Origin of the sequence: Streptomyces sp. NBRC 110028 (assembly GCF_001417735.1) — a bacterium.
Taxonomy (GTDB): domain Bacteria; phylum Actinomycetota; class Actinomycetes; order Streptomycetales; family Streptomycetaceae; genus Streptomyces.
In genome coordinates this window covers 1-25463 of the sequence record NZ_BBUZ01000027.1, presented here as the reverse complement: position 1 = coordinate 25463, position 25463 = coordinate 1, and the positions used below count along the sequence as shown (strand labels likewise).

The 25463-nt window shown below is 71.7% G+C and carries 17 protein-coding genes and 6 pseudogenes; 9 read left to right on the top strand and 14 right to left on the bottom strand.

Annotated elements, in window-relative coordinates; translation table 11 throughout:
- Window positions 1-24: 24 nt before the first annotated feature.
- From ASC60_RS17410 to ASC60_RS17395, 4 genes are read right to left on the bottom strand one after another with little or no spacing between them, the layout of a single operon-like run.
- Window positions 25-471, bottom strand: a complete 447-nt coding sequence (locus tag ASC60_RS17410; protein WP_055551901.1) for a DUF6010 family protein — start codon at window positions 469-471, stop codon at window positions 25-27.
- On the bottom strand, window positions 471-773 hold the full coding sequence (locus ASC60_RS17405) for a hypothetical protein (RefSeq protein WP_199830979.1): 303 nt from the start codon (window positions 771-773) through the stop codon (window positions 471-473). Before ASC60_RS17405 ends, ASC60_RS17410 begins: the two co-directional genes overlap by 1 nt.
- Window positions 770-1231, bottom strand: a complete 462-nt coding sequence (locus ASC60_RS17400; protein WP_055551900.1) for a hypothetical protein — start codon at window positions 1229-1231, stop codon at window positions 770-772. The genes ASC60_RS17405 and ASC60_RS17400 overlap by 4 nt, the downstream gene beginning before the upstream one ends.
- A gap of 24 nt (window positions 1232-1255) precedes the next feature.
- Complete coding sequence (locus ASC60_RS17395; protein ID WP_055551898.1) at window positions 1256-1945, bottom strand: DJ-1/PfpI family protein; 690 nt, start codon at window positions 1943-1945, stop codon at window positions 1256-1258.
- Window positions 1946-2167: 222 nt separating this feature from the next.
- Here ASC60_RS17395 and ASC60_RS17390 point away from each other — a divergent pair, with 222 nt between their 5' ends.
- The gene (locus tag ASC60_RS17390) at window positions 2168-3106 is read left to right on the top strand and encodes a GlxA family transcriptional regulator (protein WP_055551896.1); all 939 of its coding nucleotides are present in this window, start codon (window positions 2168-2170) and stop codon (window positions 3104-3106) included.
- 552 nt (window positions 3107-3658) lie between these two features.
- Window positions 3659-3862, top strand: a complete 204-nt coding sequence (locus tag ASC60_RS42930) for a hypothetical protein (protein WP_234356993.1) — start codon at window positions 3659-3661, stop codon at window positions 3860-3862.
- A gap of 121 nt (window positions 3863-3983) precedes the next feature.
- Here the strand turns inward: ASC60_RS42930 and ASC60_RS17375 are convergent, their stop codons facing one another.
- The gene (locus ASC60_RS17375) at window positions 3984-4853 is read right to left on the bottom strand and encodes a helix-turn-helix transcriptional regulator (RefSeq protein ID WP_055551891.1); all 870 of its coding nucleotides are present in this window, start codon (window positions 4851-4853) and stop codon (window positions 3984-3986) included.
- A 209-nt stretch (window positions 4854-5062) separates the two neighbouring features.
- On the opposite strand from ASC60_RS17375, the gene ASC60_RS17370 reads away from it, so the two are divergent.
- The gene (locus ASC60_RS17370; RefSeq protein ID WP_055551889.1) at window positions 5063-5761 is read left to right on the top strand and encodes a type 1 glutamine amidotransferase domain-containing protein; all 699 of its coding nucleotides are present in this window, start codon (window positions 5063-5065) and stop codon (window positions 5759-5761) included.
- 247 nt (window positions 5762-6008) lie between these two features.
- Here the strand turns inward: ASC60_RS17370 and ASC60_RS17365 are convergent, their stop codons facing one another.
- The 6 genes and pseudogenes from ASC60_RS17365 to ASC60_RS17345 all read right to left on the bottom strand — a co-directional run bounded on the left by ASC60_RS17365 (window position 6009) and on the right by ASC60_RS17345 (window position 11216).
- Window positions 6009-6932, bottom strand: a complete 924-nt coding sequence (locus ASC60_RS17365) for a hypothetical protein (RefSeq protein ID WP_055551885.1) — start codon at window positions 6930-6932, stop codon at window positions 6009-6011.
- A 459-nt stretch (window positions 6933-7391) separates the two neighbouring features.
- The gene (locus ASC60_RS17360) at window positions 7392-7775 is read right to left on the bottom strand and encodes a hypothetical protein (protein WP_234356992.1); all 384 of its coding nucleotides are present in this window, start codon (window positions 7773-7775) and stop codon (window positions 7392-7394) included.
- A gap of 439 nt (window positions 7776-8214) precedes the next feature.
- Window positions 8215-8514 (bottom strand): annotated as a pseudogene (locus tag ASC60_RS42925) (YeeE/YedE family protein); the annotation flags it as partial.
- A 229-nt stretch (window positions 8515-8743) separates the two neighbouring features.
- Window positions 8744-9475 carry an FGGY family carbohydrate kinase gene (locus tag ASC60_RS17355; protein ID WP_370592928.1) on the bottom strand — a complete coding sequence of 244 codons (732 nt, stop codon included), beginning with the start codon at window positions 9473-9475 and terminating at the stop codon, window positions 8744-8746.
- Window positions 9472-10542, bottom strand: coding sequence for a 2-hydroxyacid dehydrogenase (locus ASC60_RS17350; RefSeq protein WP_055551883.1), 1071 nt, complete (start codon window positions 10540-10542; stop codon window positions 9472-9474). Before ASC60_RS17350 ends, ASC60_RS17355 begins: the two co-directional genes overlap by 4 nt.
- 5 nt (window positions 10543-10547) lie before the next feature.
- Window positions 10548-11216: an HAD family phosphatase gene (locus ASC60_RS17345; protein WP_079038451.1), complete on the bottom strand. Its 669-nt coding sequence runs from the start codon at window positions 11214-11216 to the stop codon at window positions 10548-10550.
- 107 nt (window positions 11217-11323) lie between these two features.
- Between ASC60_RS17345 and ASC60_RS17340 the strand changes: the two genes are divergently transcribed.
- Both ASC60_RS17340 and ASC60_RS39290 read left to right on the top strand, forming a co-directional pair.
- A complete protein-coding gene (locus ASC60_RS17340) occupies window positions 11324-12109 on the top strand; it encodes a DeoR/GlpR family DNA-binding transcription regulator (protein ID WP_055551881.1) in 786 nt (261 codons plus the stop codon).
- A gap of 114 nt (window positions 12110-12223) precedes the next feature.
- Window positions 12224-12482: pseudogene (locus ASC60_RS39290) on the top strand (MFS transporter); the annotation flags it as partial.
- A 268-nt stretch (window positions 12483-12750) separates the two neighbouring features.
- Here the strand turns inward: ASC60_RS39290 and ASC60_RS17330 are convergent.
- A complete protein-coding gene (locus tag ASC60_RS17330) occupies window positions 12751-13686 on the bottom strand; it encodes a D-alanyl-D-alanine carboxypeptidase family protein (RefSeq protein ID WP_055551877.1) in 936 nt (311 codons plus the stop codon).
- A gap of 312 nt (window positions 13687-13998) precedes the next feature.
- Here ASC60_RS17330 and ASC60_RS42920 point away from each other — a divergent pair.
- Window positions 13999-14205, top strand: a pseudogene (locus ASC60_RS42920) (haloacid dehalogenase type II); the annotation flags it as partial.
- 14 nt (window positions 14206-14219) lie between these two features.
- On the opposite strand, the pseudogene ASC60_RS17325 reads toward ASC60_RS42920, so the two are convergent.
- Window positions 14220-14855: pseudogene (locus tag ASC60_RS17325) on the bottom strand (LacI family DNA-binding transcriptional regulator); the annotation flags it as partial.
- A 1-nt stretch (window position 14856) separates the two neighbouring features.
- Between ASC60_RS17325 and ASC60_RS17320 the strand changes: the two are divergent.
- Window positions 14857-15153, top strand: a pseudogene (locus ASC60_RS17320) (MFS transporter); the annotation flags it as partial.
- Here ASC60_RS17320 and ASC60_RS17315 read toward each other — a convergent pair.
- Window positions 15138-17537 carry an ATP-binding cassette domain-containing protein gene (locus ASC60_RS17315; RefSeq protein WP_370592927.1) on the bottom strand — a complete coding sequence of 800 codons (2400 nt, stop codon included), beginning with the start codon at window positions 17535-17537 and terminating at the stop codon, window positions 15138-15140. The pseudogene ASC60_RS17320 and the gene ASC60_RS17315 overlap by 16 nt on opposite strands.
- A 592-nt stretch (window positions 17538-18129) precedes the next feature.
- Between ASC60_RS17315 and ASC60_RS17310 the strand changes: the two genes are divergently transcribed.
- Both ASC60_RS17310 and ASC60_RS43880 read left to right on the top strand, forming a co-directional pair.
- Window positions 18130-20961 carry an AAA family ATPase gene (locus tag ASC60_RS17310; protein WP_055551873.1) on the top strand — a complete coding sequence of 944 codons (2832 nt, stop codon included), beginning with the start codon at window positions 18130-18132 and terminating at the stop codon, window positions 20959-20961.
- A gap of 280 nt (window positions 20962-21241) precedes the next feature.
- Window positions 21242-25463: pseudogene (locus ASC60_RS43880) on the top strand (type I polyketide synthase); the annotation flags it as partial.

The following is a 25463-nucleotide window of genomic DNA, read 5'->3' as shown; positions in this document are numbered from 1 at the left end:
TCTCCTTCCCTTACGACCCTCACGTTAGGAAGACCGCACCCTGCCGGACCCGACATCCTGTGCCCGCTCCGATCGGGTGGGCCCGACCCGGCCGCGGACGAAGTCGATCAGCGAGGGGCCGCCCCGGAAACACCACAGGGCGATGACGGGGTCGCAGATGGCGCAGCCGAGGGAGGAGTCATGGGCGAAGGGGATGATCGGGTTGCCTTTGGCATGGTGCACCACGTCCCAGGCGGTGTGCATGAGCCACGCGATGCCGATGAACGTCCAGGACTCCAGTCCGAGGTAGGCGACGTAGGTGATGGCGGCGGTGGCGAGGAATTCCCAGCCGCCCAAGCCACCGCCACTGAGGTAGGCCGCTCCCGCGCCCGCCACCATGATCGCGTTGAAGCGGCGTCGGTGCGGTTCGCGGATCAGCGACATCACCAGGGCGTAGACGACGCCGACCAGGATCGGCGCGAGGTAGGTCATCATGGCTGCGTTGCCCTTTCGGGGTGTCCGGGGCGCGGAAGGGCTGTTCCGGCGCGGCTGAGCCGCCGCAGTGCGAGGAGGCCGCCGACACCGGGGATGACGGCAATGGCCTTGGTGGTGTTCGTGGCCTGCCGAAGGCGCCAGGTCGCGCCGACGACGAACAGATAGGCGCAGCCGTGGGTGGGGCCCATCAGGGAGGAGATGGGCCCCAGATGGGCGGTGGCGAGGTTGGCCAGCATGATGATCAGTGAGACGAGTTCGGCGTGTGCCGCGATACGCAAGGACCGCACGTGCACGGTCATACCCCCGTGGTGGAGCCGGGGCGGATGATCATCAGGATGGTGACCGTGGCCCACAGCAGGTTGAAGACGCCGGTGAGCATGGCGAGGCGGCCAGGGGCCAGGGCGGCGGCGCCGGGAGCCCCGGCCGCGGTGAGCGCCCCCTCCTGGGCGGGCAGGATCAGCAGGGCCAGGACCGCGGCGGCCGCGGCGGTCAGGACGATCGAGGCGATCAGCCATGCGCTGCCGAGGACGCCGAGGCTGCTTGCGGTGGCGAACCCGAAGAGCGGTACGGCGATGCCGACGGCGGCGTAGACGCGGCAGACGCGGTGCAGCGTCCGCAGCGTGGCGAACGCCTCGTGGTCATCCGGGTCGCTGTGGGCGCGGCGCAGGGCGGGCGGGAACATGCTCGCGGCGACGGTGACCGGGCCGATGGCCACCACGGCGGCCAGTACGTGGAGGCAGAGGAAGAGTTTCGTCATGGTCCAGTGGTTCGTGGTGGGTGGTCAGAAGCCGGCGGGCGCCAGGCCCCGATCGCGCCAGACGATGCCGCGGCGCTCATGGGCGAACAGCTCTTCGACGGCGTGCGCGATCCGCGGGCCCACCTCGCGCTCCAGCAGATACAGGCCCAGGTCGAGCCCGGAGGCGACACCGGCGCCGGTGACGAGGTCGCCGTCGTCGACGACGCGGGCGCTCACCGCGTGGGCGCCGCTCGCGCCGAGCGCGTCCAGACCCGTGTGGTGGGTGGTGGCGTGGCGCCCTTCCAGCAGCCCGGCCATGGCCAGGAGGAGCGACCCGCCGCACACCGTGGCGACCGTCGCCTCCGGGTTCTCCATCGCCGCCTTCACCAGCGCGGGCAGCCCGGTGGCCGCGGCGCGCCCCAGAATGACGGAGATGAACTCATCCGGCCGCCACGTCCCCTCCCCCACCCCCTCCCCGGGCACCTCGCCGGGCTCGCCGAGGCGGCCCGCGGCGCCGGGGACCAGGATCACACCGGCGCGCTCGGGGTCGAGGGCGGCGGTGGCCCGCAGGGTCAGGCTCCCGGCGCCGCTGGGCACCTCGCGAGGTCCTTCGGCGGACACCAGTTCCACGCTCACCGCGCCCGCCGAGGCGGCGCCACCGGCGTACAGCACCTCGTAGGGGGCGATGACGTCGAGCGGGTCGAAGCCGTCGAACAGAACAACCTGGACATGCATGGAGGGCCCTCTTTCACCAGGCTCGCGGTGGCGGGAAGTCCGGCCTGCGCCGGGAACGCCCCCGAAGCTAACCGGCTGCCGCTCCTCCTCCCAGTGGCATGAGTGCCACCTTTCAACGGGATAGTGCCACCTTCGGCGAGAGCGCTCCTGAACTGCGGCGAAGGAGAGGACTCGGCGCTCCGGGCCGCTTCGGGCCATCCGGCGAGGGGGCATCTTCCGGCCATGCACACCATCGCCGTACTCGCCCTGGACCAGGTGATCCCGTTCGACCTGTCCACGCCGATCGAGGTCTTCAGCCGCACCCGCCTGCCGGACGGGCGCCCCGGCTACCAGATCCGGGTGTGCGGCGAGCGCCAGGACATCGACGCCGGGACCTTCGCCCTGCGAGCCCCCTGGGGCCTCGACGGGCTGAGCGGGGCGGACACCGTCATCGTGCCCGGTACCGCCGATCCCTCGGTCCCGCTCGCGCCCGCTGTCCGCGACGCCCTGCGGGCGGCGGCCGCGGACGGCACACGGATCGCCTCCATCTGTTCGGGCACCTTCGTCCTGGCCGCCACCGGTCTGCTCGACGGGCTGCGGGCCACCACCCACTGGATCGCGGCCGGTCTCCTGGCCGCGGCCTACCCGGACATCGAGGTGGACCCGGACGTCCTGTACGTGGACAACGGCCAGTTCCTCACCTCCGCGGGCGCCGCCGCGGGCCTGGACCTGTGCCTGCACATGATCCGCCGCGACTACGGCTCGGCCGTCGCCGCCCACGCCGCCCGGCTGTCCGTCATGCCGCTGGAACGCGAAGGCGGGCAGGCGCAGTTCATCGTCCACGACTACCCGCCCGCCCCTCAGGGCTCGGTCCTCGAACCCCTGCTCGCGTGGCTGCAGGACAATCTGGGCCGCGACCTCACCCTCGCCGACATCGCCGCCCACGCCGGGACCAGCACCCGGACCCTGATACGCCGCTTCCGCGAGCAGACCGGCACCACCCCGCTCCAGTGGCTGCACCGCGCCCGCGTCCGCCAGGCCCAGCACCTTCTGGAGACCACACCCCACTCCGTCGAACGCATCGGCGCCCAGGTCGGGTTCGGCTCCCCCACCGCCTTCCGCGACCGCTTCAAGCGGACCACCGGCGTCAGCCCGCATACCTACCGCCGCACCTTCGGCTGATATGTGACCGGGATCACGTCGCGCGCCCGCACGGCTCCGGCGACTTCCCGATGACCGTTGTAGCCGACAGGTATCGTGCGGCCATGGACGTTTCCGGCATGAGGGACACCGGGGAGAACGCCATCAACACGCTCTGGTTCGTCATCGCGGCGCTCGCGTCGTATGCCGCGCTCATCTACCGGTGTGCCAGGTCAGGCGGAGCCGGCGGGACGACGTCCACCCCGTCCTGGTCGTCACGCTGCTGCTCCAGTGCCTCACCTTCACGATGGGCGTCCTCATCATGGAGAGCGGGAGCTTCCTGGGCGTCGGCAACCTCGCCATCCTGGTGATGCGTCTGTCGGCGGTCGGCAGCGGCGTGAGCGCGCAGAGCAATCCTGTTGCGCTGGTCGGCCGCCGACGAGGAGGCGGCACGGAAGGCCCGCTACTGGCTGATGGCGGGCGTCGCCCTCACCGCGTTACTGAGTGCGCTGTTCTTCATCGCCGACGGACCCCGGCGCCCTGCGTCGGACTTCAACAGCGGCAGCGACCGGCCACTGGTCCTCACCTGTGTGCGTGACCATCTACCGGCAGTGCGGCCCCTATGCGCGGATGGCCGACAAGGTCTCGGTGCGGCAGGCCCTGCGGCTGCTGTCCGTCGCCGCGGTGGTCCTCTTCCTGTACTGCCTGGCCAGGACGGCCGACAGCCGCTGCTGCCGCGCGGGGTGGACGGCAAGTTCGTGCCGCCGGAGTGGCGCAAGGCGGATACGCCAGCCCTGATCTGCCGCAGGGCGCGGTGGACCAGGACGCGTACGTGGTGTGCGTGCTGGAGCAGCTGCACCGGGCCCTGAACAACCGTGATGCCACGGTAGTAACGCTAGGTGACCGAGGGTCGCGGAGTTCAGGGCTCGCTGCGAGGGACAGTGGGGGAGAGTGTCCAGGAGATGAGGAGGTCGAGTGCCCGGCGGGACGGGGAACCGGCTTCGGCTCTGTAGAGAAAGACGGCTGCTTCGGGGTCCCCTGGGAGAGTGAAGGTTTCGTACTGCACGGTGACCTCGCCGACGAGCGGGTGGAGCAGTCGTTTGGCTCCATGGGTGCGCTGGTGGACACGGTGCTGCTGCCACCAGCGCCCGAACTCTGCGCTGTTTTCCTTCAGCTCGGTGATGAGGTCCTGGGTGGGCTGGTCGTCAGGGGTACGGCCGGCATCGAGGCGAAGGTTCTCCACGGCTGCGCGGGCTTGCAGGTCCCAGTCGACGAAGAGGGTACGGGCTGCCGGGTCGAGGAGGAGCCACCGTGTGTAGTTGCGTTGAGCTGGCGGCAGGGCGTCGAAGTCGGTGAACAGCGCCTTGGCTATCGGGTTGGCGCCCAAAACGTCCGCTCGGCGTCCCAGGACCAGGGCGGGGGTGCGCTCCATGGAGTCCAACAGTTGGTGGAGGCCAGGGCGCAAGCGCTGGACGGTCGGCGGGCGCCGGCGTCGGGGGGCCGCGGCGGTGGCGCCAATGAGGTCGTTGAGGTGGGCACGTCCGGCGGCGTCGAGTTCCAGCGCCTGTGCCAGTGCTTCGACCACTGCGGGTGAGGGGGTGATGTGGCGTCCCTGTTCGAGGCGGGCGTAGTAGTCGGTGGAGACACCGGCCAGTCGTGCCACCTCTTCGCGTCGCAGGCCTGGTACGCGGCGTACGCGGGCGTCCGGCGGCAGTCCTGCACGCGCCGGATCGCACTGGTCACGGGCCCGGCGCAGGAAATCGGCGAGTTCGCGGTTCGAGGTGGCCATGGGCTCAGTGTGGCCGATTCGCCGCGGTCACGGCCGCCTTGACGAGGACTGTCCGTCCTAGGCAGTGCGGACCGAGGCAGCTCAGGGCCGGTGATGGCCGCGTTCAGGCGTCCGGGGCGGGGGACAGTGGAGGCGCTGCCGGATCAGCCGATCCGACAGCGCCGGTCCCGCAGGTGACCGGCTGGTTGCGAGAAGCTGAGGAAGAAGTCATGAGCCGCATTCTGATCGTCATGTCCGCAGCCGCCGTGTGGGAGCGCACCGACGGCTCGCAGTACCCCACGGGCTACTGGGCGGAGGAGCTGGCTGCGCCGCACGAGGCGTTCGTCGGCGCCGGCCACACCGTCGACTTCGCCTCCCCCGGGGGTGTGCTGCAGCCGCTGGACAAGCACAGCGCCGACCCGGCGATCGCCGGTGCGGACTGTGCCCGGCACGTGGCCCACGCCCAGAAGGCGCTCAGCGACTTCGGGCCGCTGCTGAAGCTGGAGGAGGTCTCGGCCGCCGATTACGACGCCGTGGTGCTGCCGGGCGGGCACGGCCCCGTGGTCGACCTCTTCCAGGACGCGAACCTGGGCCGGCTGCTGGTCGAGGCCGATCGCGCCGGCAAGATCATCGGTGCGGTCTGCCACGGTCCGGCCGCGTTGCTGTCCGCGGTCGACGAGCAGGGCAAGTGGATCTTCTCCGGCCGGCGGATGGCCGCGTTCACCGATGAGGAGGAGCGCAAGTTCGGCACCGCCGACAACGCTCCATGGCTGCTGGCGAGCCGTCTGCGCGAGATGGGCGCCCGGCACGAGCAGGGCGACGCCTACCAGGCGTTCACCATCCAGGACGCCAATCTCTTCACCGGCCAGAACCCGGCTTCCAGCACCCCGATGGCCGACGCGATCAACACCGCGCTGGCAGCGGGCTGACCCCTCTCCCCGGGCCGCCGCTACGCATTCCTCCAGGCAGCGGTGGCCCGGGCCGCTCCTCCGGCTTTCCTCCTTCGACGACGGGTGAGAAACCACGATGACGGACCGCACGCCCCGCCCCCACGCCTCCGAGGCCCGTGCGGAAGTCGATTACGCGGGGAGGGCCTGGCGTACCGATCCGGGCAGCCAGGATCGAGCTTCCCGCCTGGCCTATGCGGCAGGCGGGAAGGATATGAGGATCACAAACTCAGCAGAGGGAGGCGGTCCGCAGGTACCCGCCGAGGTTCTCGTCGTCGGTGCCGAGCAGCGCCTCGGAGGAGCCGGGCAGGCACTCGACGCCCTCGACCTTGTGCTGCGGGAACTTCCCGATCACGATCGGAGTTGCCGCGAGAACGAGCCGCACCTTCCCGGTGGCCGTCACGGTCACGGTGCCCGCCTGGCTCACCGCGGAGTCGAACGGCCCATCGTCACCAGCGTCCGCCGCCGAGCTCACGGTGACCTTGCCGGACTCGGTCACCGAGATGTCGGAGATGTGGCGGGTGGCCCCGTCGGTGGGGTACGCCGCCTGGTAGGACTTGCGCGTCACGGCGCCGAACTCCGGCTGGCCCCACGGGGTGAAAGTCATGGGCGCCGCGTAGACGGCGGAGGGACGAGCCGCGCCCGCGCCTCGGTCCGCCCACAGAGCGGCGAGCTTGCCGTTCTGCGAGACGAGCGCGAAGCTCTCGAAGTTGTCGCCCGCGCCGATCCTCGGCAGGGGGGAATAGTCGATGACCGTCGCCGTGGACCCAGTGACCTTCAGGTGGTAGACGATGCCCCGGCTGGCGAGCGCCATGAACTCTCCCCGTGCCCCGGGGACGGCTTCGATCGCCTCCAGGTCGACGGGCTCGGCTCCGTCCCAGGTGAGCAGGGAGACATCGTCGGAGCCTTCCCGGTGGGTGATCCGGGACAGGCGCTGCTGCCCGGCCAGCTTGTTGTCGTGCACGACCAGCGCGCGAACCGCGGTCCCGTCTTCGGTGCGGCCCTCGTAGGCGAGGCCGCTGACGCCAGTGCGGGCGTCGCTGCCGACCTTCTGCCACGAGCCGTCAGCATGGGCCGGGGCCGTGGCGAGGGCGGCCAGTGCGACGGTGGTCGCGGAAAGGCAGGCCACGCGCTGCGATATGGGGAGTTTCACTGATAGATGCTCACATTCTCTGCTCGGGTGACGCGACACGATCTGAGTCGGCCAGTGTTAGCACCAGACTCGCACCACTGAGAGCCTCTCTTCACCAGATGATTCGGTGGGTTCACCGGTTGAAGGCCTCCTCCTCCAATCGGCATCCGATCATGATCATCGACTCTCTGAACACATTGAAGGGACTTCTCCGTTCTCTGCCTGTCCGGGCCGGGGGCCCGGAACGGTGACCGCAGCGAGGTCGAGGCGAGCGCCCATGCCGAGGTTGACCTCCCCGTACGGGCGGATGTGGGACCAGAACAGCGGCGTCAGGCCGCGCCGGTCGGTAGGGGGAGGAGGCCTGTCCATTCGGGTTCGATGACCAGGAGCAGGCGCTCGGCCAGGACCTCTGCCGAGAGGGAGCCGCCGTCGGAGACCGAGGTGACCGCGTCCAGGCAGCCGTGCGCAGGACGGCTTCTTTCAGCATGTCGATGAGGGGCCGACGCCCCACCGGCGCTGTACCCCGGCCTTGGTCCGGCGCAAGTTTTTCGGCTCGGGCTGGGCCTCGGCCGGGGTCAGCCGGATCGCCCCGGACTTTCGCTCGGCGATGTCCAGCCGGCTCAAGCGCGGCATCCGGTCGTTCAGCAGCGTCAGTTCGGTGGTCATCTGCTCGCGCAGCTCGTCGACGAAGTCGGCAGCGTCCAGCGGTTTGCGTAGCTCGCGGCAGTTCGCCGTGCGGCGCTCGGCGAAGTCCTGGGGCAGGTCCTCGTCCGGGTTGCGCCACTTGTCGGCGCCGACGCCCCAGATCTCCTGGCACTTGAGCTGGTCGCGCAGGGCCTGGAAGTGGAGGACCTCGTAGACCATACGCACCACCCGGCGCCGGCCCCGCTTGTCGGTGCGGTGGACGACCTCGGCCCAGTCCCCGCCATCGCCTTGTGCACGGGCACGGTCTCGCCCAGCGGGTAGTACGTGGTGTTGCCCGCCGCCGCGTACCGGGCCACCAGCGCCAGGGCCTCGGTCACCGGCCGGTGGGTGTGGTGGGACGAGCGGAACTCCAGCACGTCCAGCAGCTTGATCAGCCCGCGCCGGTAGTGGTTGGCGTATGACGCCTTCAGCGTCGTCTGCACCGTGCGCCGGTAGACCGGGCCGCGGGTCTTGAACTCGTGCACCAGCTCCCGCAGCGTCTGCTCACCGCCGTACACCGCCGGGTAGACGACCTCGCGGACCGTGCCCTCGGGCTCGCCGATCGACGCCTCGGCGAGCTTGAAGAGCCTCGGCGAACAGGTCCGGCGGCAGCCCGACCGAACGAGCCGATCAGCAGTCCCAGGCCGAGCGGTCCGGCCGAGGGCGCCGGAACGGACCCGGGCAGCCCGGTGCCCGTGCCGATGAGCAGGGCGAACAGGGTGGCCGTGGTGCCGAGCAGCAGGGTGTGGGCGCGCAGCCCGGTGCCGTTGCCGACGGCCACCGACTGCCGCCAGGCGGAGGTCCCGGACACGGCGAGCGGCACCCGGCGCACCGGCGGCTCGGCGGGCGCCTCCGGCCGGGGCGCGGCGGCGCGCCGGGGACCGGCCGGTTCCGGCTCAGCGGCGACAGAGGCCGTCGTCGACGCACCAAGCCGAGTTCGCGAACAGCGCGAGACACAGCAGACGGGCGGGTGCGGACATGCCTTCGAGGATACGTTCCCCCGGCAACCATCCGGAACGGCAGGTCACCGGCCGGGCTGTGGAGTGAGCCACAGCGTGGCGACGGCGGCGCGAAAGGCACGGTGGAGCAGTGGCCGCGCGCCTGGCGGGCGCCGCGCTCTGTGCCGTCGGTCACCCCCTGGGCACGCATCAGTTCTCGTAACCGCGAATGGCGGCGACCTTCTCCGCCGAGGGGGAGGTCTCGTCGAACCGCTGCGCGAGCCAGTCGTCGGTGAGCGCGCGGGCGCCGGGCGGCGCCGGGTCCGGCAGCAGCCCGCGGTGGTCGGTCAGTCCGCACAGGTCGAGGGCGGTCTCGTCGTAACGGCGGGTGGCGACGTCGAGGAACGGCTGCGAGGCGTCGGAGGCGTCGACGGTCACGGCGCCGGTCAGCCGCTGCACGACGGCGTCCACGCAGTACCCGGCGACGTGGGCCGCCGCCAGCCGCTCCGGCTCGTGCTCGGCGAGGTGGGCCAGCAGGGGGGCGGCGGAGCCGGGGAACAGGCCGACGCCGGTGCGCCGGTGCAGGGCGCGCAGGGTGCCGTCGGCGGTCCACTTGTCGAGCCGGTCCGCGGCCCGGCCGTCCATCCAGGACAGCGCGCGGCCGACGGGGGCGCCGGTGGCGTCGCGCAGCCACAGCCCGTCGCCCTGTCCGGTGAGGGCCAGGGCCTCGACCGGTTCGCCGTCCAGGTCCGCGGCGTCGGCGAGGGCGGCCCGTACGACGGTCTCCACGGTGCCCACGACATCGTCCAGGTCCTGTTCGACGCGCTGTCCGGGGAGGGTGTAGACGGTGCTGCGGGCCTCGTGGGCGGGGGTGGTGCGGCCGTCGCGGGATATCAGCTGGGCCTTGGTGACCGACGTACCGATGTCCACTCCGACGATCATGATCGGCCTCCGGTCAGCACCTCCGGGTTGGCGATGTGCCGCGGTGGTTCGCCGCGCAGGAAGCGGGCGGCCTCGGCTGCGGTGATCGCGGCGGCCCGGTCGGCGGTCTGCCGGGTGGCGCCCGCAAGATGGGGCGTGGTGATGACGTTGGGGGCGTGGTGCAGCGGCCAGTCGGCCGGGGGCGGTTCGACGTCGTAGACGTCGAGGGCGAGCGCGCCGAGCCGGCCGGACTCCAGCAGCCCGGGCAGCGGGGCGTAGTCGAGCAGGTCGCCGCGGGCGGAGTTGACGAGAACGGCGCCCTCGGGCAGCAGGGCGAGGTTGCCGGCGTTGAGCAGATGCCGTGTCTCGGGGGTGACCCGGGCGTGCAGGCTCACCACCGAGCTGCGCCGCAACAGGTCCTCCAGGGCGGTGAGTTCGACGCCGTCGGCCTTCGTCCGGTCCGGGTCCGCGTACGGGTCGGACACGAGGACGTGGGCGCCGAAGGCGCGCAGCACGCGGGCGACGATCGCGCCGATGGCGCCGTATCCGACGAGGCCGACGGTGGCGCCGTCGAGTTCGAGCCCGGCGTTCTCGTAGGCGTAGTAGTCGCCGCGCCACACGCCCTCCTTGAGGGCGGCGTCGGCGAAGGTGATGCGGCGCAGGGCGGCGAGGATCAGGCCGACGGCGAACTCGGCGGCCGCGGCGGCGTTGCGCCCGGGGGTGAACGTGACGGGGATCCCGGCGGCGGTGGCGGCGGCCACGTCCACGTTGACCGGGCCGCCGCGGGCCACGCCGATGAACCTCAGCCGCGGTGCCTCGCGGATGACCCGGGCGGTGAAGGGGGCCATCTGGGTGAGGGCGACGCTCGCGTCACCGAGGGCCTCCAGCACCTGTTCCTCGGTGCCGCTGGCCTCCTTGACGCCGCCGTTGCCCCGCTCGTCGGCCCCGACCGGGCCGAAGGGCTCGTTCGGCCAGCGGGTGCGCAGGGTGCGGAAGGTCAGCCCCGCGGAGGGCAGGGCGTCGGCGAGGGCGGTGGAGAAGAGTTCGGGCGCGATGAAGTCGTCGCCGGCTACCAGGACCGTGGTCATGTCGGTCACTCCCCTCGGGCGTCGAGCCGCCCCAGCAGGAAGTCGGTCACGGCGCCGTGGTCCGGGGAACGGAAGGCGGCGGCCGCGAGGGCGTCCTCGGCGGGTGGGTACTGCGGATTGGGGATGGCCACGACCGTCATCCCGGCGGCCGCGGCGGCGCGCAGTCCGTTGCTGGAGTCCTCGACCGCCAGACAGCGCTCCGGGGCCACGCCGAGGGCACTCGCGGCGGCGAGATAGACATCCGGGCTGGGCTTGCCGCGCTCCACTTCCGCACTGGAGACGGTCGCCTTGAAGTGGTGGTCGACGCCGTGGTGGACGAGGACGGCGTCGACGACGCGGCGCGGCGCGGAGGAGGCGAGCGCGACGGGTCCGCGCTCGGCGGTGGCGGTGATCATCTCGCGGGCGCCGGGCAGCAGCTCGATGCGCCCGTCGGCCAGTGCCCGGACCATGCCGTCGACGACGGTCCGCTCGGTGTCCTCGGCGGAGCCGCCCGCCCCGCAGAACCGGGTGAGGTACGCGGCCCACTCGGGGGCGCTCATCCCCTGCACCTCACGGATCTGTTCCGGGCCCCAGGAACGGCTGTGCGCGGCGGCGTACGCGGTCCACAGCTCCTCCCACAGATGCTCGCTCTCCACCAGTACGCCGTCCATGTCGAAGACCACTGCGTCGGCCATGCGTACCCCTGATCTGCTGGCTGGTGATTCCGTCCCAGCGAAATTAATAGCAACACTGTGAGTTGTCACCGGTTACATGTGAGAAATTGGCACGGCAGGATGGAGCCATGACTCTCCCGTCTTCGCGCGGTGCGCGGCAGCAGCGACACCAACTGATCGTCGACCACGTCCTGGCCCGGGGGGACGCCACCGTGGCCGAGCTGGCCGAGCTGACCGGCGTCAGCCTGATGACGGTCCACCGGGACATCGCCGAACTGGCGGACCGCGGCATCCTGCGCAAGTACCACGGCGGGGTCTCCGCGCAGCCCTCGATGGTCTTCGAGTCCAGTTCGGACTTCCGGCTGCACGCGCACACCGAGGAGAAGCGGGCGCTGGCCCGTGCCGCGCTGGCGTTCGTGGCGCCGGGGATGTCGGTGATGCTGGACGACTCGACCTCGGCGCTGGCCCTGGCGCGGCTGTTGCCCGAGGTCGGGCCGCTGACCGTGGTGACGAACTACCGGCTGATCACGGAGGAGCTGCGGGGCGTCGAGGGCATCCGGCTGATCTGCGTGGGCGGCGAGTACTCGCGCACCCACGACTCGTGGATCGGGCTGCCGGCGATCGACATGATCAGCGGCGTCTCCGTCGACCTGACCGTGCTGTCCACCTCCGGGATGACCGCGGACATGACGTTCCATCAGGAGCAGGAGATCGTCAGCATCAAGCGGGCGGCCCGGCAGGCGGGCGCGACGAGCGTGCTGCTCATGGACCACAGCAAGGTGGGCCGCCGGGCGCTGCACCGGCTGGAGAGCGTGGACTCCTTCGACCATGTGCTGCTGACCGGCCCGGTGGACGAGGAACTGCTGCGGGAGATGCGGGAGCAGACGGATGTGCGGGTGGTCGACGCGGAATAGTTAACATCCGACCTCGTTAGCTTTACCAAGACTATTGATATTTCTCTCGGCGCGTTTGAGTATCTGCGGTCGTACTCCGTCACACCGCAGGCACACCTCGAAGTGGAGGCAGCGATGCCGAAAGCCTTGGTCCTGGGCTACGTGGGCGTGCTCCTGTTCATGATCGGCGATGGTGTCGAATCCGGCTTCATCGCCCCGTACATGGCCGACCACGGCGCCGCGACGGACGTACGGGCCGGGTATGTCATCACGGTGTACGGCATCGCCGTCATGCTGGCGTCCTGGTTCTCCGGCGCGCTCTGCCAGGTGTGGGGGCCGCGCCGGGTGATGTGGACGGGCCTGGTGACCTGGGCCGTCTTCGACGCCGCCTTCGTCGGCCCGGCGCTCGCCAGCCTCTTCTTCCCCCTGGTCGGCGCGGGTGGCGTCACGCTCGTCTTCCTCGCCCTGTACCTGGTGGCCTTCGTGCTGACGCTGCTGCTGAAACTGCCGGAGGAGCGGGACGGCGAGGCGGCGGCGCCGGACGCGTCCCGGAAGGACGCGGCCACGACGTCGTCGTAGCGCCTGCCCGAAAACACCGGTGCCCCGGCCGGGATCGTCTCCGGCCGGGGCACCGCGCTCTCACCCCGAAGGGGCTCCACGGGTCAGTCCCGCTGAGCGTCCTTGGGAAGCTTGCGCCACTTCACCTGGGTGTCGGTGTCGTACGCGAAGTCGAGCATCTTCTGCGCGTCCGGGTAACGGTCCGTCGCGTCGTTCAGGACGACTCCCACGACCGTACGGCCATCGCGCTCGGCGGCGAACACCAGACAGGGACCGGCGGGGGTGGTGGTCCCGGTCTTGACTCCGATGGCGCCCTTGTAGGAGCCCAGGAGACGGTTGGTGTTGTCCCAGGAGTAGTACCGGGTGCGGCCGTTGGCCGCCGGTGCCTCCTGCTTGGTGGACACCGACTCGACGACGGTCCGGAAGGTGGAGTTCTCCATCGCCCGCTGCGTCAGCTCGGCGATGTCACGGGGCGTCGAGTAGTTGTCGCTGCTCGCCGAGACACCGTCGAAGGATTCGTAGTGGGTGTTGGTGAGGCCCAGGTCCTTCGCCTTGGCGTTCATCTTGGAGACGAACGACTTGGTACGGTCGGCCACGGTGTCGCCGGTGCCGAACGTGTCGGCCAGCGCCATCGCAGCGTCACAGCCCGACGGGAGCATCATGCCGTACAGCAGCTGGTTGACGGTCAGCTTGTCGCCGGTCTGCAGGTCCGCCGTGCTGGCTTCCGTCTTGGTGACGTAGTCACGGTAGTCCTGCTTGACGGTGATCTGCTTGTCGAGATCCACGTTCTCGGACTCGAGTACCACGAGCGCGGCCATGATCTTCGTAGTGCTCGCCATCGGACGCTTGGTGTCGGCGTCCTTGGCCATCAGCTCCTCGTCGGAGCCGGTGTCGAGCAGGTACGCGCCCTTGGCGTTGACCTCCGGTGGTTCGGGCGAGGCCTGAGCCACCGCCACCGGGACCACGATCGCCACGGCCACCGTGGACGCGACCGCCGCCACCTTCCAGCGGCGGGTCACGGTTCCACGACGTTTATGCATTCGCCCTCCGTTTCGGTAAAACATCGTTTCGGCGGGCGCATCGTCTCACTGGGTGCAGGGCGAACTCCCCTCGGGGGCCCCGATCCGCGCAGGTGTAGGGAATCAACTGGTCGCAGCTCAGGGGTATTCGCGGGCCGCCGGAGCCGCCGTCTGCGCCGAGCGCGACGTCGCCGCCCCCATGGTGCCGCGCGGCTACGCCGACGTCCTGCGGCTGTCCGGCGGAACGCGGCCGGTGGAGCCCGGAGTGGTACGGCTGCCGGAGCCGCATCCCGAACTCGGCCGTGGCCGGGGCCACGGCGGGTCAGCGCCTGTCGGCTCGCCCTCGACGCCGCCGGATGTCCGCCGGAGCGCGTGCTCATGGTGGCCGCCCACGCCCGGGGCCTCCGCGGCGCCCAGGCGACAGGCATGCGCACCGCCTACGTCCGACGGCCGGTCGGCGATCCGCCGACCGGCTCCGATGTCTTCGACGGGCAGTTCGGCGGGCTGGACGGGCTGGTCACCGCCCTGACGGAGCGCTGAGGGGTGTCCTGCGACCGGGGTGGTGCGCTGGTGTCCCGCACCACCAGCTCCGGTTCCAGCACCGCTTCCCGCGGCTCCGCCGCATCGTCCTCCAGTCGCCGCACGGCGAACCCCACCGCGTACTCGGCCATGCGCACCGCGTCCTGACGGACCGTCGTCAGGCCCACCGGCATCACATGCGACAGATGGCTGTCGTCGTAGCCCACCACCGACACCTCGCCGGGGACGTCGGCGCCCGCCCGCGCCAGCGTCATCAACAGGCCCATCGCACACCGGTCGTTGCCCGCGAGCACCGCTGTCGGCAGGGGGTGGCCGCGGTCGCGCTCGGCCACCAGCAGGTGGCCCGCCGCGGAGCCCGACTCCTCCGTGTGGGTGCCGGGGATCACCCGCGCCCCGGCCGCGAGGCCGGGGCGGCGCATCGCGGCGCGGTAGGCGCGGCGGCGTTCCGCCGAGCCCGGCCCGCGGCCGCCGTCGATGTGCACGATGTGGCGGTGGCCGAGCGCTACCAGATGGTCCATGGCCTGCCGGACGCCCTTGCCCTCCGAGGTGTGGACGGTGTCGACCCGGGCGCCCGGCACGCGGCGGCCGACGGAGACGGCGACCGTGCGCCGCCCCAGCGCGTCCAGATCGGCGGCCGGCGAGTCCGGGCCGCCGGTCACCTGGCTGATGCTTTCCGAGATCTTCCCGACCCGCATGCGCGGGTTCGGGATGGGCATCGCGGCCGTGGTGCTGTGGCTGACCAACTTCCTGATCGGCCTGGTCTTCCCGTCGCTGGTGTCCGCGATGGGGATCTCCACCACCTTCTTCCTCTTCGTGGGCGCGGGCGTCTGCGCGCTCGCGTTCGTGAAGGCCTGCGTCCCCGAGACCCGGGGGCGCACGCTCGAAGTGCTCGAGGCGGAGCTGCGCGCCCGGTTCTCCCGGAGCGACGCCGGTCAGGCGCCGACGTAGGCCGCCAGGTGTTCGCCGGTGAGGGTGGAACGGGCGGCGACGAGGTCGGCGGGGGTGCCCTCGAAGACGATCCGCCCGCCGTCGTGGCCGGCGCCGGGACCGAGGTCGATGATCCAGTCGGCATGCGCCATGACCGCCTGGTGGTGCTCGATGACGATGACCGACTTGCCGGAGTCGACGAGCCGGTCGAGCAGGCCGAGCAGATGCTCGACATCGGCGAGGTGCAGACCGGTCGTCGGCTCGTCGAGGACGTAGACGCCGCCCTTCTCTCCCATGTGCGTGGCCAGCTTGAGCCGCTGCCGCTCGCCGCCGGACAGGGTGGTGAGCGGCTGGCCCAGGCCGAGGTAGCCGAGCCCGACGTCGGCGAGCCGGCCGAGGATGCGGTGCGCCGCCGGGGTGCGCGCCTCTCCGGCGCCGAAGAACTCCTCGGCCTCGGCCACCGGCATCGCCAGCACCTCGCTGATGTCGCGGCCGCCGAGGCGGTGGTCCAGCACCGAGGGCTGGAACCGCTTCCCGTCGCACTCCTCGCAGGTGGTGGAGACCCCGGCCATCATCGCCAGGTCGGTGAAGATGACACCGGCGCCGTTGCAGTGGGGGCAGGCGCCCTCGGAGTTGGCGCTGAACAGCGCCGGCTTCACGCCGTTGGCCTTGGCGAACGCCTTGCGGATCGGGTCGAGCAGTCCGGTGTACGTCGCCGGGTTGCTCCGCCGGGAGCCGCGGATCGCGCTCTGGTCGACCGCCACCACACCCGCCTCGACGGCATCCGGACGGCCCACCAGCGAGCCGTGCAGGAGCGAGCTCTTGCCGGAACCGGCCACGCCGGTGACGGCGACCAGCACCCCGAGCGGGATGTCGACGTCGACATCGCGCAGGTTGTGCGCCGTCGCGCCGCGGATCGGCAGCGTGCCGGTGGGCTTCCGTACCGTCTCCTTGAGCGCGGCCCGGTCGTCGAAGTGGCGGCCGGTGATGGTGCCGCCGGTCCGCAGCCCCTCGACGGTGCCCTCGAAGCAGACGCCGCCGCCCGCCGTACCGGCGCCGGGGCCGAGGTCGACGACATGGTCGGCGATCGCGATCGTCTCCGGCTTGTGCTCCACCACCAGCACCGTGTTGCCCTTGTCCCGCAGCCGCAGCAGCAGGTTGTTCATCCGCTGGATGTCATGGGGGTGCAGCCCGATGGTGGGCTCGTCGAAGACGTACGTGACGTCGGTGAGCGAGGAGCCGAGGTGGCGGATCATCTTGACGCGCTGCGCCTCGCCGCCCGACAGCGTGCCCGACGGCCGGTCGAGCGCGAGATAGCCGAGTCCGATCTCCACGAACGAGTCGAGGGTGTGCCGCAGCGCGGCGAGCAGCGGCGCCACCGACGGCTCGGCCAGGCCGCGAACCCAGGCGGCCAGGTCGCTGATCTGCATCGCGCAGGCGTCGGCGATGCTGATCCCGCCGATGCGGGAGGACCGGGCGCCCTCGGTGAGCCGGGTGCCGTCGCACTCGGGGCAGACGGTGAAGGTGACGGCCCGGTCCACGAACGCCCGGATGTGCGGCTGCATCGCCTCCCGGTCCTTGGCGAGGAACGACTTCTGGATCTTGGGGATCAGCCCCTCGTAGGTGAGGTTGACGCCGTTGACCTTCACCTTGGTCGGCTCGCCGTAGAGGAAGTCCCGCATTTCCTTCTTGGTGTACTCCCGGATCGGCTTGTCCGGGTCGAGGAAGCCCGACTGGGCGTAGAGCCCTACGGTCCACACGTTGTCGGACTTCCAGCCGGGGATGGTGAACGCGCCCCCGGCGATCGACTTGGAGTCGTCGTAGAGCTGGGTGAGGTCGATGTCGGAGACCGTGCCCCGGCCCTCGCAGCGCGGGCACATGCCGCCGGTGCGGCTGAAGGTCGCCTTCACGGTCTTGCTGTTGCCGCGCTCTACGGTGATCGCGCCGCTCGCCCGGACCGAGGGGACGTTGAAGGCGAACGCGCTGGGCGGGCCGAAGTGGGGCTGCCCGAGCCGGCTGAAGAGGATGCGCAGCATCGCGTTGGCGTCGGTGGCGGTGCCGACCGTGGAGCGGGGGTCGGCGCCCATGCGCTGCTGGTCGACGATGATCGCGGTCGTCAGCCCGTCGAGCACGTCGACTTCGGGCCGGGCCAGTGTCGGCATGAAGCCCTGCACGAAGGTGCTGTAGGTCTCGTTGATCATCCGCTGGGACTCGGCGGCGATCGTGTCGAACACCAGCGAGCTCTTGCCCGAGCCGGAGACACCGGTGAACACCGTCAGCCTGCGCTTGGGGATCTCGATGCTGACGTCCTTGAGATTGTTCTCGCGCGCGCCGTGCACGCGGATCAGGTCATGGCTGTCGGCGACGTGCGGCGCAGGCGACTGCGTGCCTGTGTTCATGGTCATGCTCATCCTGTCTCCCTGGTAGGCGAGGGGCCCGCCGTCGCGGTCCCGCGTCGGCGTCGCCTGGCTCGGCCCGACCGGCTTCGAGCAGTATGTCTCGCCCCCCGGCGATCGCGCTTCTCCATCTCTGACCGGTCCGGCGGCCCGCCTGGCGGGGTTGCCGTCCGGTGCCTTTCGGGAGAACGCCGGGAAGCCCGCGGTCGGCAACGACTACGTATACGACGGCAGGGGCGACGACACGCCGTCCGCCTTTCACTGTGCCGCGTCCCTGTCCGTGACCATGCCTTCTGGTATCGATGCGTGACAGGTGTCTACAACAAAATACCCTGTTTCTCTACGGCTTTGGTATTTGCATGACTCACGGCGCACACAAGGAATTCATCGCTCCGGAAAGACCCGGCCGAGTCTCCTTCCCGGAAACCGTGGGACCGCGGACTAAGATTCCCCTAGGAACACCCCCAAGGGGTGTTCCGCGGCGTCGCGCCGAATATCCTACCGCCCGGACAGTGGCCGAATGAAGGCCGCGAACTTCCAGCAAGACGGATCTGTTCCGTTCCGGGCGTGCTGGAAATCGGAACCGGCTTCGCGATCAAAGATGCCGACAGGGGGAAGCTCAGCAGTGTTGGTGGAACGAAGAAAATTACTGGAACAGCTCGATGATCTACTCACGCACTCCGCGCGCGGCAGGGGGGCCGTCGCGGCGGTCAGCGGTTCGACGGCGATGGGCAAGACCACGGTGCTCAACGCGCTGGCGGAGCGGGCCACCGCGGCGGGCAGCACCGTGCTCGCCGTGGTGAGTTCGCCCCACGAGCGCGACGTCCCGTACAGCGCGCTCGCCCAGCTCCTGCACGCGGTGCACGCGGTGCGGGGCCCGCGGCCGGATGGGGCCGACGGAGCCGCCACGCCGGTCCCGCCCGTGGCGGAGGACGACTCCGTGGCCGTCGCGCGGCAGACGTACCAGATCATCGCCGACCTGGCGGCCCGGCATCCGCTGCTGATCGCGGTGGACGACATCCAGCACACCGACACGGCCAGCCTCTCCTGCCTGCGCTACCTGGCGCAGCGGCTGAACCGGCTCCCCCTCGCGCTGGTCTTCACGCGCGGTGTCTCCGTGGAGGAGCAGCCGCCGCGCATCCTCCACGACCTGCTGTACCGGACGAGCGTGCGCCGTTTCCACCTGGGGCCACTCTCGCGGGTGGGCATGAGGGAGCTGGCCGCGAACCTGCCCTCGTCCTCTCCGTCGGACCGGTTCCTCACCGAGGTCCACACCCTGAGCGGCGGCAATCCGCTGCTGGCCCAGGCGCTCATCGAGGAGCACAGGCTGCGCGCCGCGCCCGAATCCGCCACCGGGGCGGCCGCGTCGGACGGCGACGGGGCCGCGCCGCTCCCCGAGGGCGGGGTGGCGATCGGGCCGGTCTTCCATCAGGCGGTCCTCGCCTATCTGCACCGGATCGGCCCGCGCGCGGTGCTGCTCGCCCGGTGTGTCGCGCTGCTGGACGAGGCGGCCACGCCGCTGCTGCTGAGCCGGTTGAGCGGCATCGACACCGAACTGCTGAAACGCTATCTCCGGTTGCTCACCGGCATCGGCGTGCTGGGCGGGGCGCGGCTGCGGCACGCGGGCGTACGGCAGGCGGTCCTCGGCGAGATGCCGCACGAGGAGGCCACGCAGCTGCGGTATCGCGCCGCCCGTCTGCTGTACGACAGCGGGGCGCCGCCGCAGGCGGTCGCCGCGCATCTGCTCGGCGTCGGTCCGCTGCACGAGGACTGGGTGCTGGGCGTGCTGCGCGAGGCCGCCTGCCGGGCCCTGGACGACGGGGACGTCCAGCGCGGCATCCGGTGCCTGGAGCTGGCCCGCGAATGCTGCGTGGACGAGACGCAGCGCCTGTCGGTGAAGTCGCAGTTCGCCTGCGGGCAGTGGCAGTTGCGGCCCGCCGACTCGGCCCCGCACTTTCTCGCGCTCAAGGGGCCCATCGTCGAAGGCAAGCTGACCGGTGTCGACGCGCTGTGGGCCGCCGAGGGCATGCTGTTCCACCTCGGCTTCGACGAGGCGCTGGAGGCCGTCGACCAGCTCAACGGCGACGACGAGGAGATGGCGACCGCGCTGCACGGCACGCGGATGCTGATGGCCTCGGAGGTCCCCGGCGTGCTCGACCGGCTGAGCCGTCCGCTGCCGGCCTCCGCCGCCCCGGCCACGTCCCACTCCGAGCTGCGGGCCCGGCACGCGCTCGCCCTGGTCCTGGAGCGGGGCGCCGACGAGTACGCCATCGCCCTGGCCGAGCAGGTGCTCCAGAGCCGTGAGAACGCGGCGACCTCGCAGCTCAGCAGCCTGCCGAAGGCGCTGCTCGCCCTGTGCTACGCGGATCGGATCGACGCCGCCGCCACGTGGCACGACCTTCTGGCGGGCGACGCGGGACGCCATGACGCCCCGGGCTGGCGGGCGCAGATCGCCTGCGTCGGCGCACTCGTCTCGCTGCGCCGCGGACGGCTGGCCGACGCCGTGCGTCAGGCGGAGACGGCGTACGCCCGGCTGTCCGGGCCGCGGTGGAACGTCAGCAGCGCGCTGGCGCTCGCCATACTGATCGAGGCGCACACCGCGATGGGCGACCACCAGGCCGCGGCCGGGTACCTGACGCCGGAGCCGCCGCCCGAGCTGTTCCTCACCCGCGCCGGGCTGCACTATCTGTACGCGCGCGGGCGCCACCATCTGGCCACGGGCAACACGTATCTGGCGCTGTCCGACTTCCAGGGGTGCGGCAGCCTGATGCGGCGCTGGAAGGTCGACACGCCCGCCGTGGCGCCGTGGCGGCTGGGCGAGGCGGAGGCGTGGCTGCGGCTGGGCGACCGGGAGCGGGCGGTCCGGCTCGTGGAGAAGCAGCTCGCCAGGCCCGACTCCGGGCTCCCCCGGTCGCGTGGCATGGCGCTGCACGGCCTGGCCCTGGTGCAGCCGGTCACCCAGCAACCGCCCATCCTGCGGGACGCGTTCCGCCTGCTGGAGGGCAGTGGCGCTCGGTACGAGGCGGCCGCCGTGCTGGCCGATCTCAGCCGCGCGTACCAGCAGCTGGGCGACAAGCGGGCCCGGCCGACGGCGCGGCGGGCGTGGCGGCTCGCCAAGAGCTGCCAGGCGGAACCCCTGTGCCAGGAGTTGCTCCCGACGTCCACGCCGCGGAGCATCGGCCCCCGGGGGAGCGCGGAATCCCGCGGTGGCGACCGCGCCGACCACGACAGCTTCGGCGGGCTGAGCGAATCCGAGCGGCGCGTCGCCATGCTGGCCGTCCAGGGGTACGCCAACCGGGAGATCGCCGACCGGCTGTTCATCACGGTCAGCACCGTGGAGCAGCATCTGACGCGGGTCTACCGCAAGATGGGCATCAGAAACCGCGAGCAGCTGCTGCAGGGGGCCCACGCCGTCAGCTACGAGTCCGCCTGACCCGTTCCGCCGTGCCTCGGCGAGGGGGTGTCGTCCGCCCGTCCCGTTTTCCGACGGGCGGGCGGACGCGCTGTTTCCGGCGGCCCCCTCGCCGTATGGGACACGGTCTCCCAGGGGGTGTCTTGCGGATCATGCCGGGCTCGCGGGCCTGATCCGAAAGACACCCCCTAGGGGGCTCTACGGGTAGCTAGGGGCGGGTGGCGAAGCCGACGATCGTGCCTCAGGACGAACGCCAGCCCGGCGTTTTCGACAGCGCGCGATGAGGGAGGCACTCGCCACCATGACGAGTGATCTTGTTCACGGTACTGATGCCATCGCAATCACCGGCGTGTCGTGCCGCCTCCCCCAGGCGCCCGACCCCGGCACCTTCTGGGAGTTGCTGCGCGCGGGCCGCAGTGCGATCACCGAGGTGCCGCCGGACCGCTGGGACCCGGACGCGGTGCTGCCGGACGAGGGGGAACGGCATCGGGCCGGGCTGCGCCACGGAGGGTTCCTCGACCGGGTGGACGCGTTCGACGCGGCGTTCTTCGGCATCTCGCCGCGCGAGGCGGTGGCGATCGACCCGCAGCAGCGGCTGTTCGCCGAACTCGCCTGGGAGGCGCTGGAGGACGCGGGCATCGTCCCGGAGACGCTGCGCTCCACGGCGACGGGCGTCATGGTCGGGGCGATCGCCAGTGACTACGCGGCGCTGGCACAGCGCGGCGGCGCGATCACCCAGCACTCGCTGCCCGGGCTGAACCGCGGGGTCATCGCCAACCGGGTCTCCTACGCGCTGGGTCTGCGCGGCCCGAGCCTGGCGGTGGACACCGCGCAGTCGTCGTCGCTGGTGGCGGTGCACCTCGCGGTGGAGAGCCTGCGCAAGGGCGAGTGCACCCTGGCGCTGGCGGGCGGGGTGGCGCTCAACTTCGCGCCGGAGAGCGCCGAGGTCGCCGGGCGGTTCGGCGGACTGTCGCCGGACGGGCGCTGCTTCACCTTCGACGCGCGGGCCAACGGCTACGTACGCGGCGAGGGCGGCGGGGTCGTCGTGCTGAAACCGCTGGCGGACGCGGTCCGCGACGGGGACACGGTGTACGGGGTGATCCTCGGCAGCGCGGTCAACAACGACGGCGCCACCGCCGGGCTCACCGTGCCCAGCGCCGAGGCCCAGGCGGCGGTGGCGCGGCGGGCGTGCGAGGACGCGCGGGTGGATCCGGCGCGGGTGCGCTATGTGGAGTTGCACGGGACGGGCACGCCGACGGGCGATCCGCTGGAGGCGGAGGGCGTGGGCGCCGCGTACGGCAGCGCGCGGCCCGCGGGCTCGCCCGTTCTCGTCGGCTCGGCCAAGACCAACGTCGGGCATCTGGAGGGCGCGGCGGGGATCGTCGGGCTGATCAAGACGGCGCTGAGCATCCGGCACCGGGAGATTCCGGCGAGCCTGAACTACGAGGCGCCGCATCCGCGCATCGACCCCGAGGCGCTGAACCTGCGCGTCCAGACCGTGTGCAGCCCGTGGCCGGACGGGCCACTGCTGGCCGGGGTGAGCTCCTTCGGCGTGGGCGGGACGAACTGCCACGTCGTGCTGGGCGAGGGGCCGGAGCGGGCCGTGCAGGACGCTTCGGGGAGCGGCGAGCCGGTGATCCCGCTGGCGCCGTGGCCGGTGTCGGGGCGTACGGAGGCGGCGTTGCGCGCCCAGGCCGGGCGGCTGCTGGAGCGGCGTACCCCTGACGGCGGCTCGGATCCGTACGACGTCGGCTGGTCGCTGGCCCGCACCCGCACCCACTTCGAGCACCGTGCCGTGGCCCTCGGGCTCGACCACGACGCGCAGCTGGAGGCGTTGCGGACCGGGGCCGAGGTGCCGGGGCTGGTCACGGGTGTCACGGGCGACCACGGCAAGGTGGCGCTGGTGTTCCCGGGGCAGGGGTCGCAGTGGGAGGGCATGGCGCGCGAGTTGCTGCGTACGTCGGCGGTCTTCCGCGCCTCGATCGAGGCGTGCGACGCGGCGCTCGCCCCGTACGTCGGCTGGTCGCTGCTGGACACGCTGACCGCCCGGACCGGCGCGCCGTCCCTCGACCGCGCGGATGTCGTGCAGCCCGTGCTGTTCGCGGTGATGGTGTCGCTCGCCCGGGTGTGGGAGTCGCTGGGCGTGCGGCCGGACGCGGTGGTGGGGCATTCGCAGGGCGAGGTGGCCGCGGCGCACATCGCGGGAGCGCTCACCCTGGAGGACGCCGCCCGGGTGGTGGCGCTGCGCAGCCGGACCATCATGACGCTGGCGGGCACCGGGGCCATGGCGTCGGTGCCGCTCCCGGTCGACCGGGTCGCGGACTACATCGCCGGCTTCGGCGAGGGCCTGAGCATCGCCGCGGTCAACGGCCCCGGCACCACGGTGGTGTCCGGGGCCCCCGAGGTGGTGGCCGCGCTGCTGGCCCGCTGCGAGGCGGACGGGATCCGGGCGAAGGCCGTCCCCGCCGTGGACTTCGCCTCGCACTCACCGCATATGGAGGCCATCAGGGAGCGGTTGCTGGAGCAGCTCGCGGGGGTGCGGCCGCGCTCGTGTGACATCGCGTTCTACTCGACGGTCACGGCGGGCGCCATCGACACGGCCGGGCTGGACGCCGGGTACTGGTACACCAATCTCCGTCAGCCCGTCCTCTTCGAGGCGACGCTCCGGGCCATGGCGGAGGCGGGCTTCGGCACCTATCTCGAGTCGAGCCCGCATCCCGTCCTCACCCTCGGACTGCGCGAGACGCTGCCGGAGGCGCTGGTCGTGGGGTCGCTGCGGCGCAACGAGGCGCCGTGGCCGCCGCTGCTGACCTCCCTGGCGGAGCTTCATGTGCGCGGCCTGTCCGTGGACTGGCCGGCCGTGTTCGCGGGGCGGACGCCGCGCCGCGTGGCGCTGCCCACGTACGCCTTCCAGCGCGAGCGCCACTGGCCGGAGGTGTCCGCCGCGTACGAGCCCACGGCCCCGCGCGAAGAGGCCGAGCGCGCGCAGGCCCCGGTATCCGGCTCCGGAACGACGACGTGGCCGGAGCGGATCGCCGGGCTGCCGGAGGACGAGCGGCACCGTGCGGCGCTGGAGCTGGTGCGGCTGCGCACGGCCATCGTGCTCGGCCACCTGAGCACGGACACCGTCGATGTCGAGCGGGCGTTCCGTGAGCTGGGCATGGACTCCACGATGGCGGTCCAGCTGCGGCAGAACCTGGTGGACGCCACCGGGCTGACGCTGCCGGAGACCGTCGTCTTCGACCATCCGAGCCCGTCCCGGCTGGCGCGGAAGCTGTGCGAACTGGCCCTGGGCGAGGACATCTCCCCCGCCACGTCCGCGCCGCGCGCGGTGGACGCCGACGACCCGATCGTGGTCGTCGGCATGGCCTGCCGCTTCCCCGGTGGCGCCGGTTCGCCCGAGGAGCTGTGGCGGCTGGTCGACGGCGGTGTGGACGCCATCTCGGGCTTCCCCACCGACCGGGGCTGGGACCTGGACGCCCTGTACGACCCGGAGCCGGGGGTGCGGGGCAAGACCTACACCCGGCACGGCGGGTTCCTGGACGACGCCGCCGGGTTCGACGCGGAGTTCTTCGGCATCAGCCCGCGCGAGGCCACCGCGATGGACCCGCAGCAGCGGGTGTTGCTGCAGGTCACCTGGGAGGCGTTCGAACGCGCCGGGATCGATCCGGGCACGCTGCGCGGCAGCGGCACCGGGGTGTTCGTGGGCGCGATGTCGCAGGAGTACGGCCCGCGGCTGCACGAGGGCGACGACGGGCTGGGGGGTTATCTGCTCACCGGCAACACCGCGAGCGTCGCGTCGGGACGGCTGGCCTACACCTTCGGTCTGGAGGGCCCGGCGGTGACGATCGACACGGCCTGCTCGTCGTCGCTCGTCGCGATGCACCAGGCGGTGCAGGCGCTGCGCGTCGGGGACTGTGGGCTGGCGGTGGCGGGTGGCGTCACGGTGATGGCGACCCCGGGCATGTTCGTGGAGTTCGGGCAGCAGCGCGGGCTGGCCGCGGACGGCCGGTGCAAGTCGTTCGCGGCCGGTGCCGACGGCACCATCTGGGCCGAGGGCGCGGGCATGGTCCTGCTGGAACGCCTGTCGGACGCCCGGGCCAACGGCCACCCCGTCCTGGCCGTCATCCGAGGCTCGGCCGTCAACCAGGACGGCGCGTCCAACGGCCTGACCGCGCCGAACGGACCGTCGCAGCAACGCGTCATCAACGCCGCCCTGGCGAACGCCGGGCTGACGCCGGACCAGGTGGACGCGGTGGAGGGCCACGGCACCGGCACCACCCTCGGCGACCCCATCGAGGCACAAGCCCTGCTCGCCACCTACGGACAGAACCGCGACGAACCACTGTGGCTGGGCTCCCTCAAGTCCAACATCGGCCACGCACAGGCCGCCGCCGGCATCGGCGGCGTCATCAAATGATCCAGGCCATGCGCCACGCCACCCTGCCCAAAACACTCCACGTCGACGAGCCCAGCCCGCACATCGACTGGACCACCGGCCATGTGCGACTGCTCACCGAGGC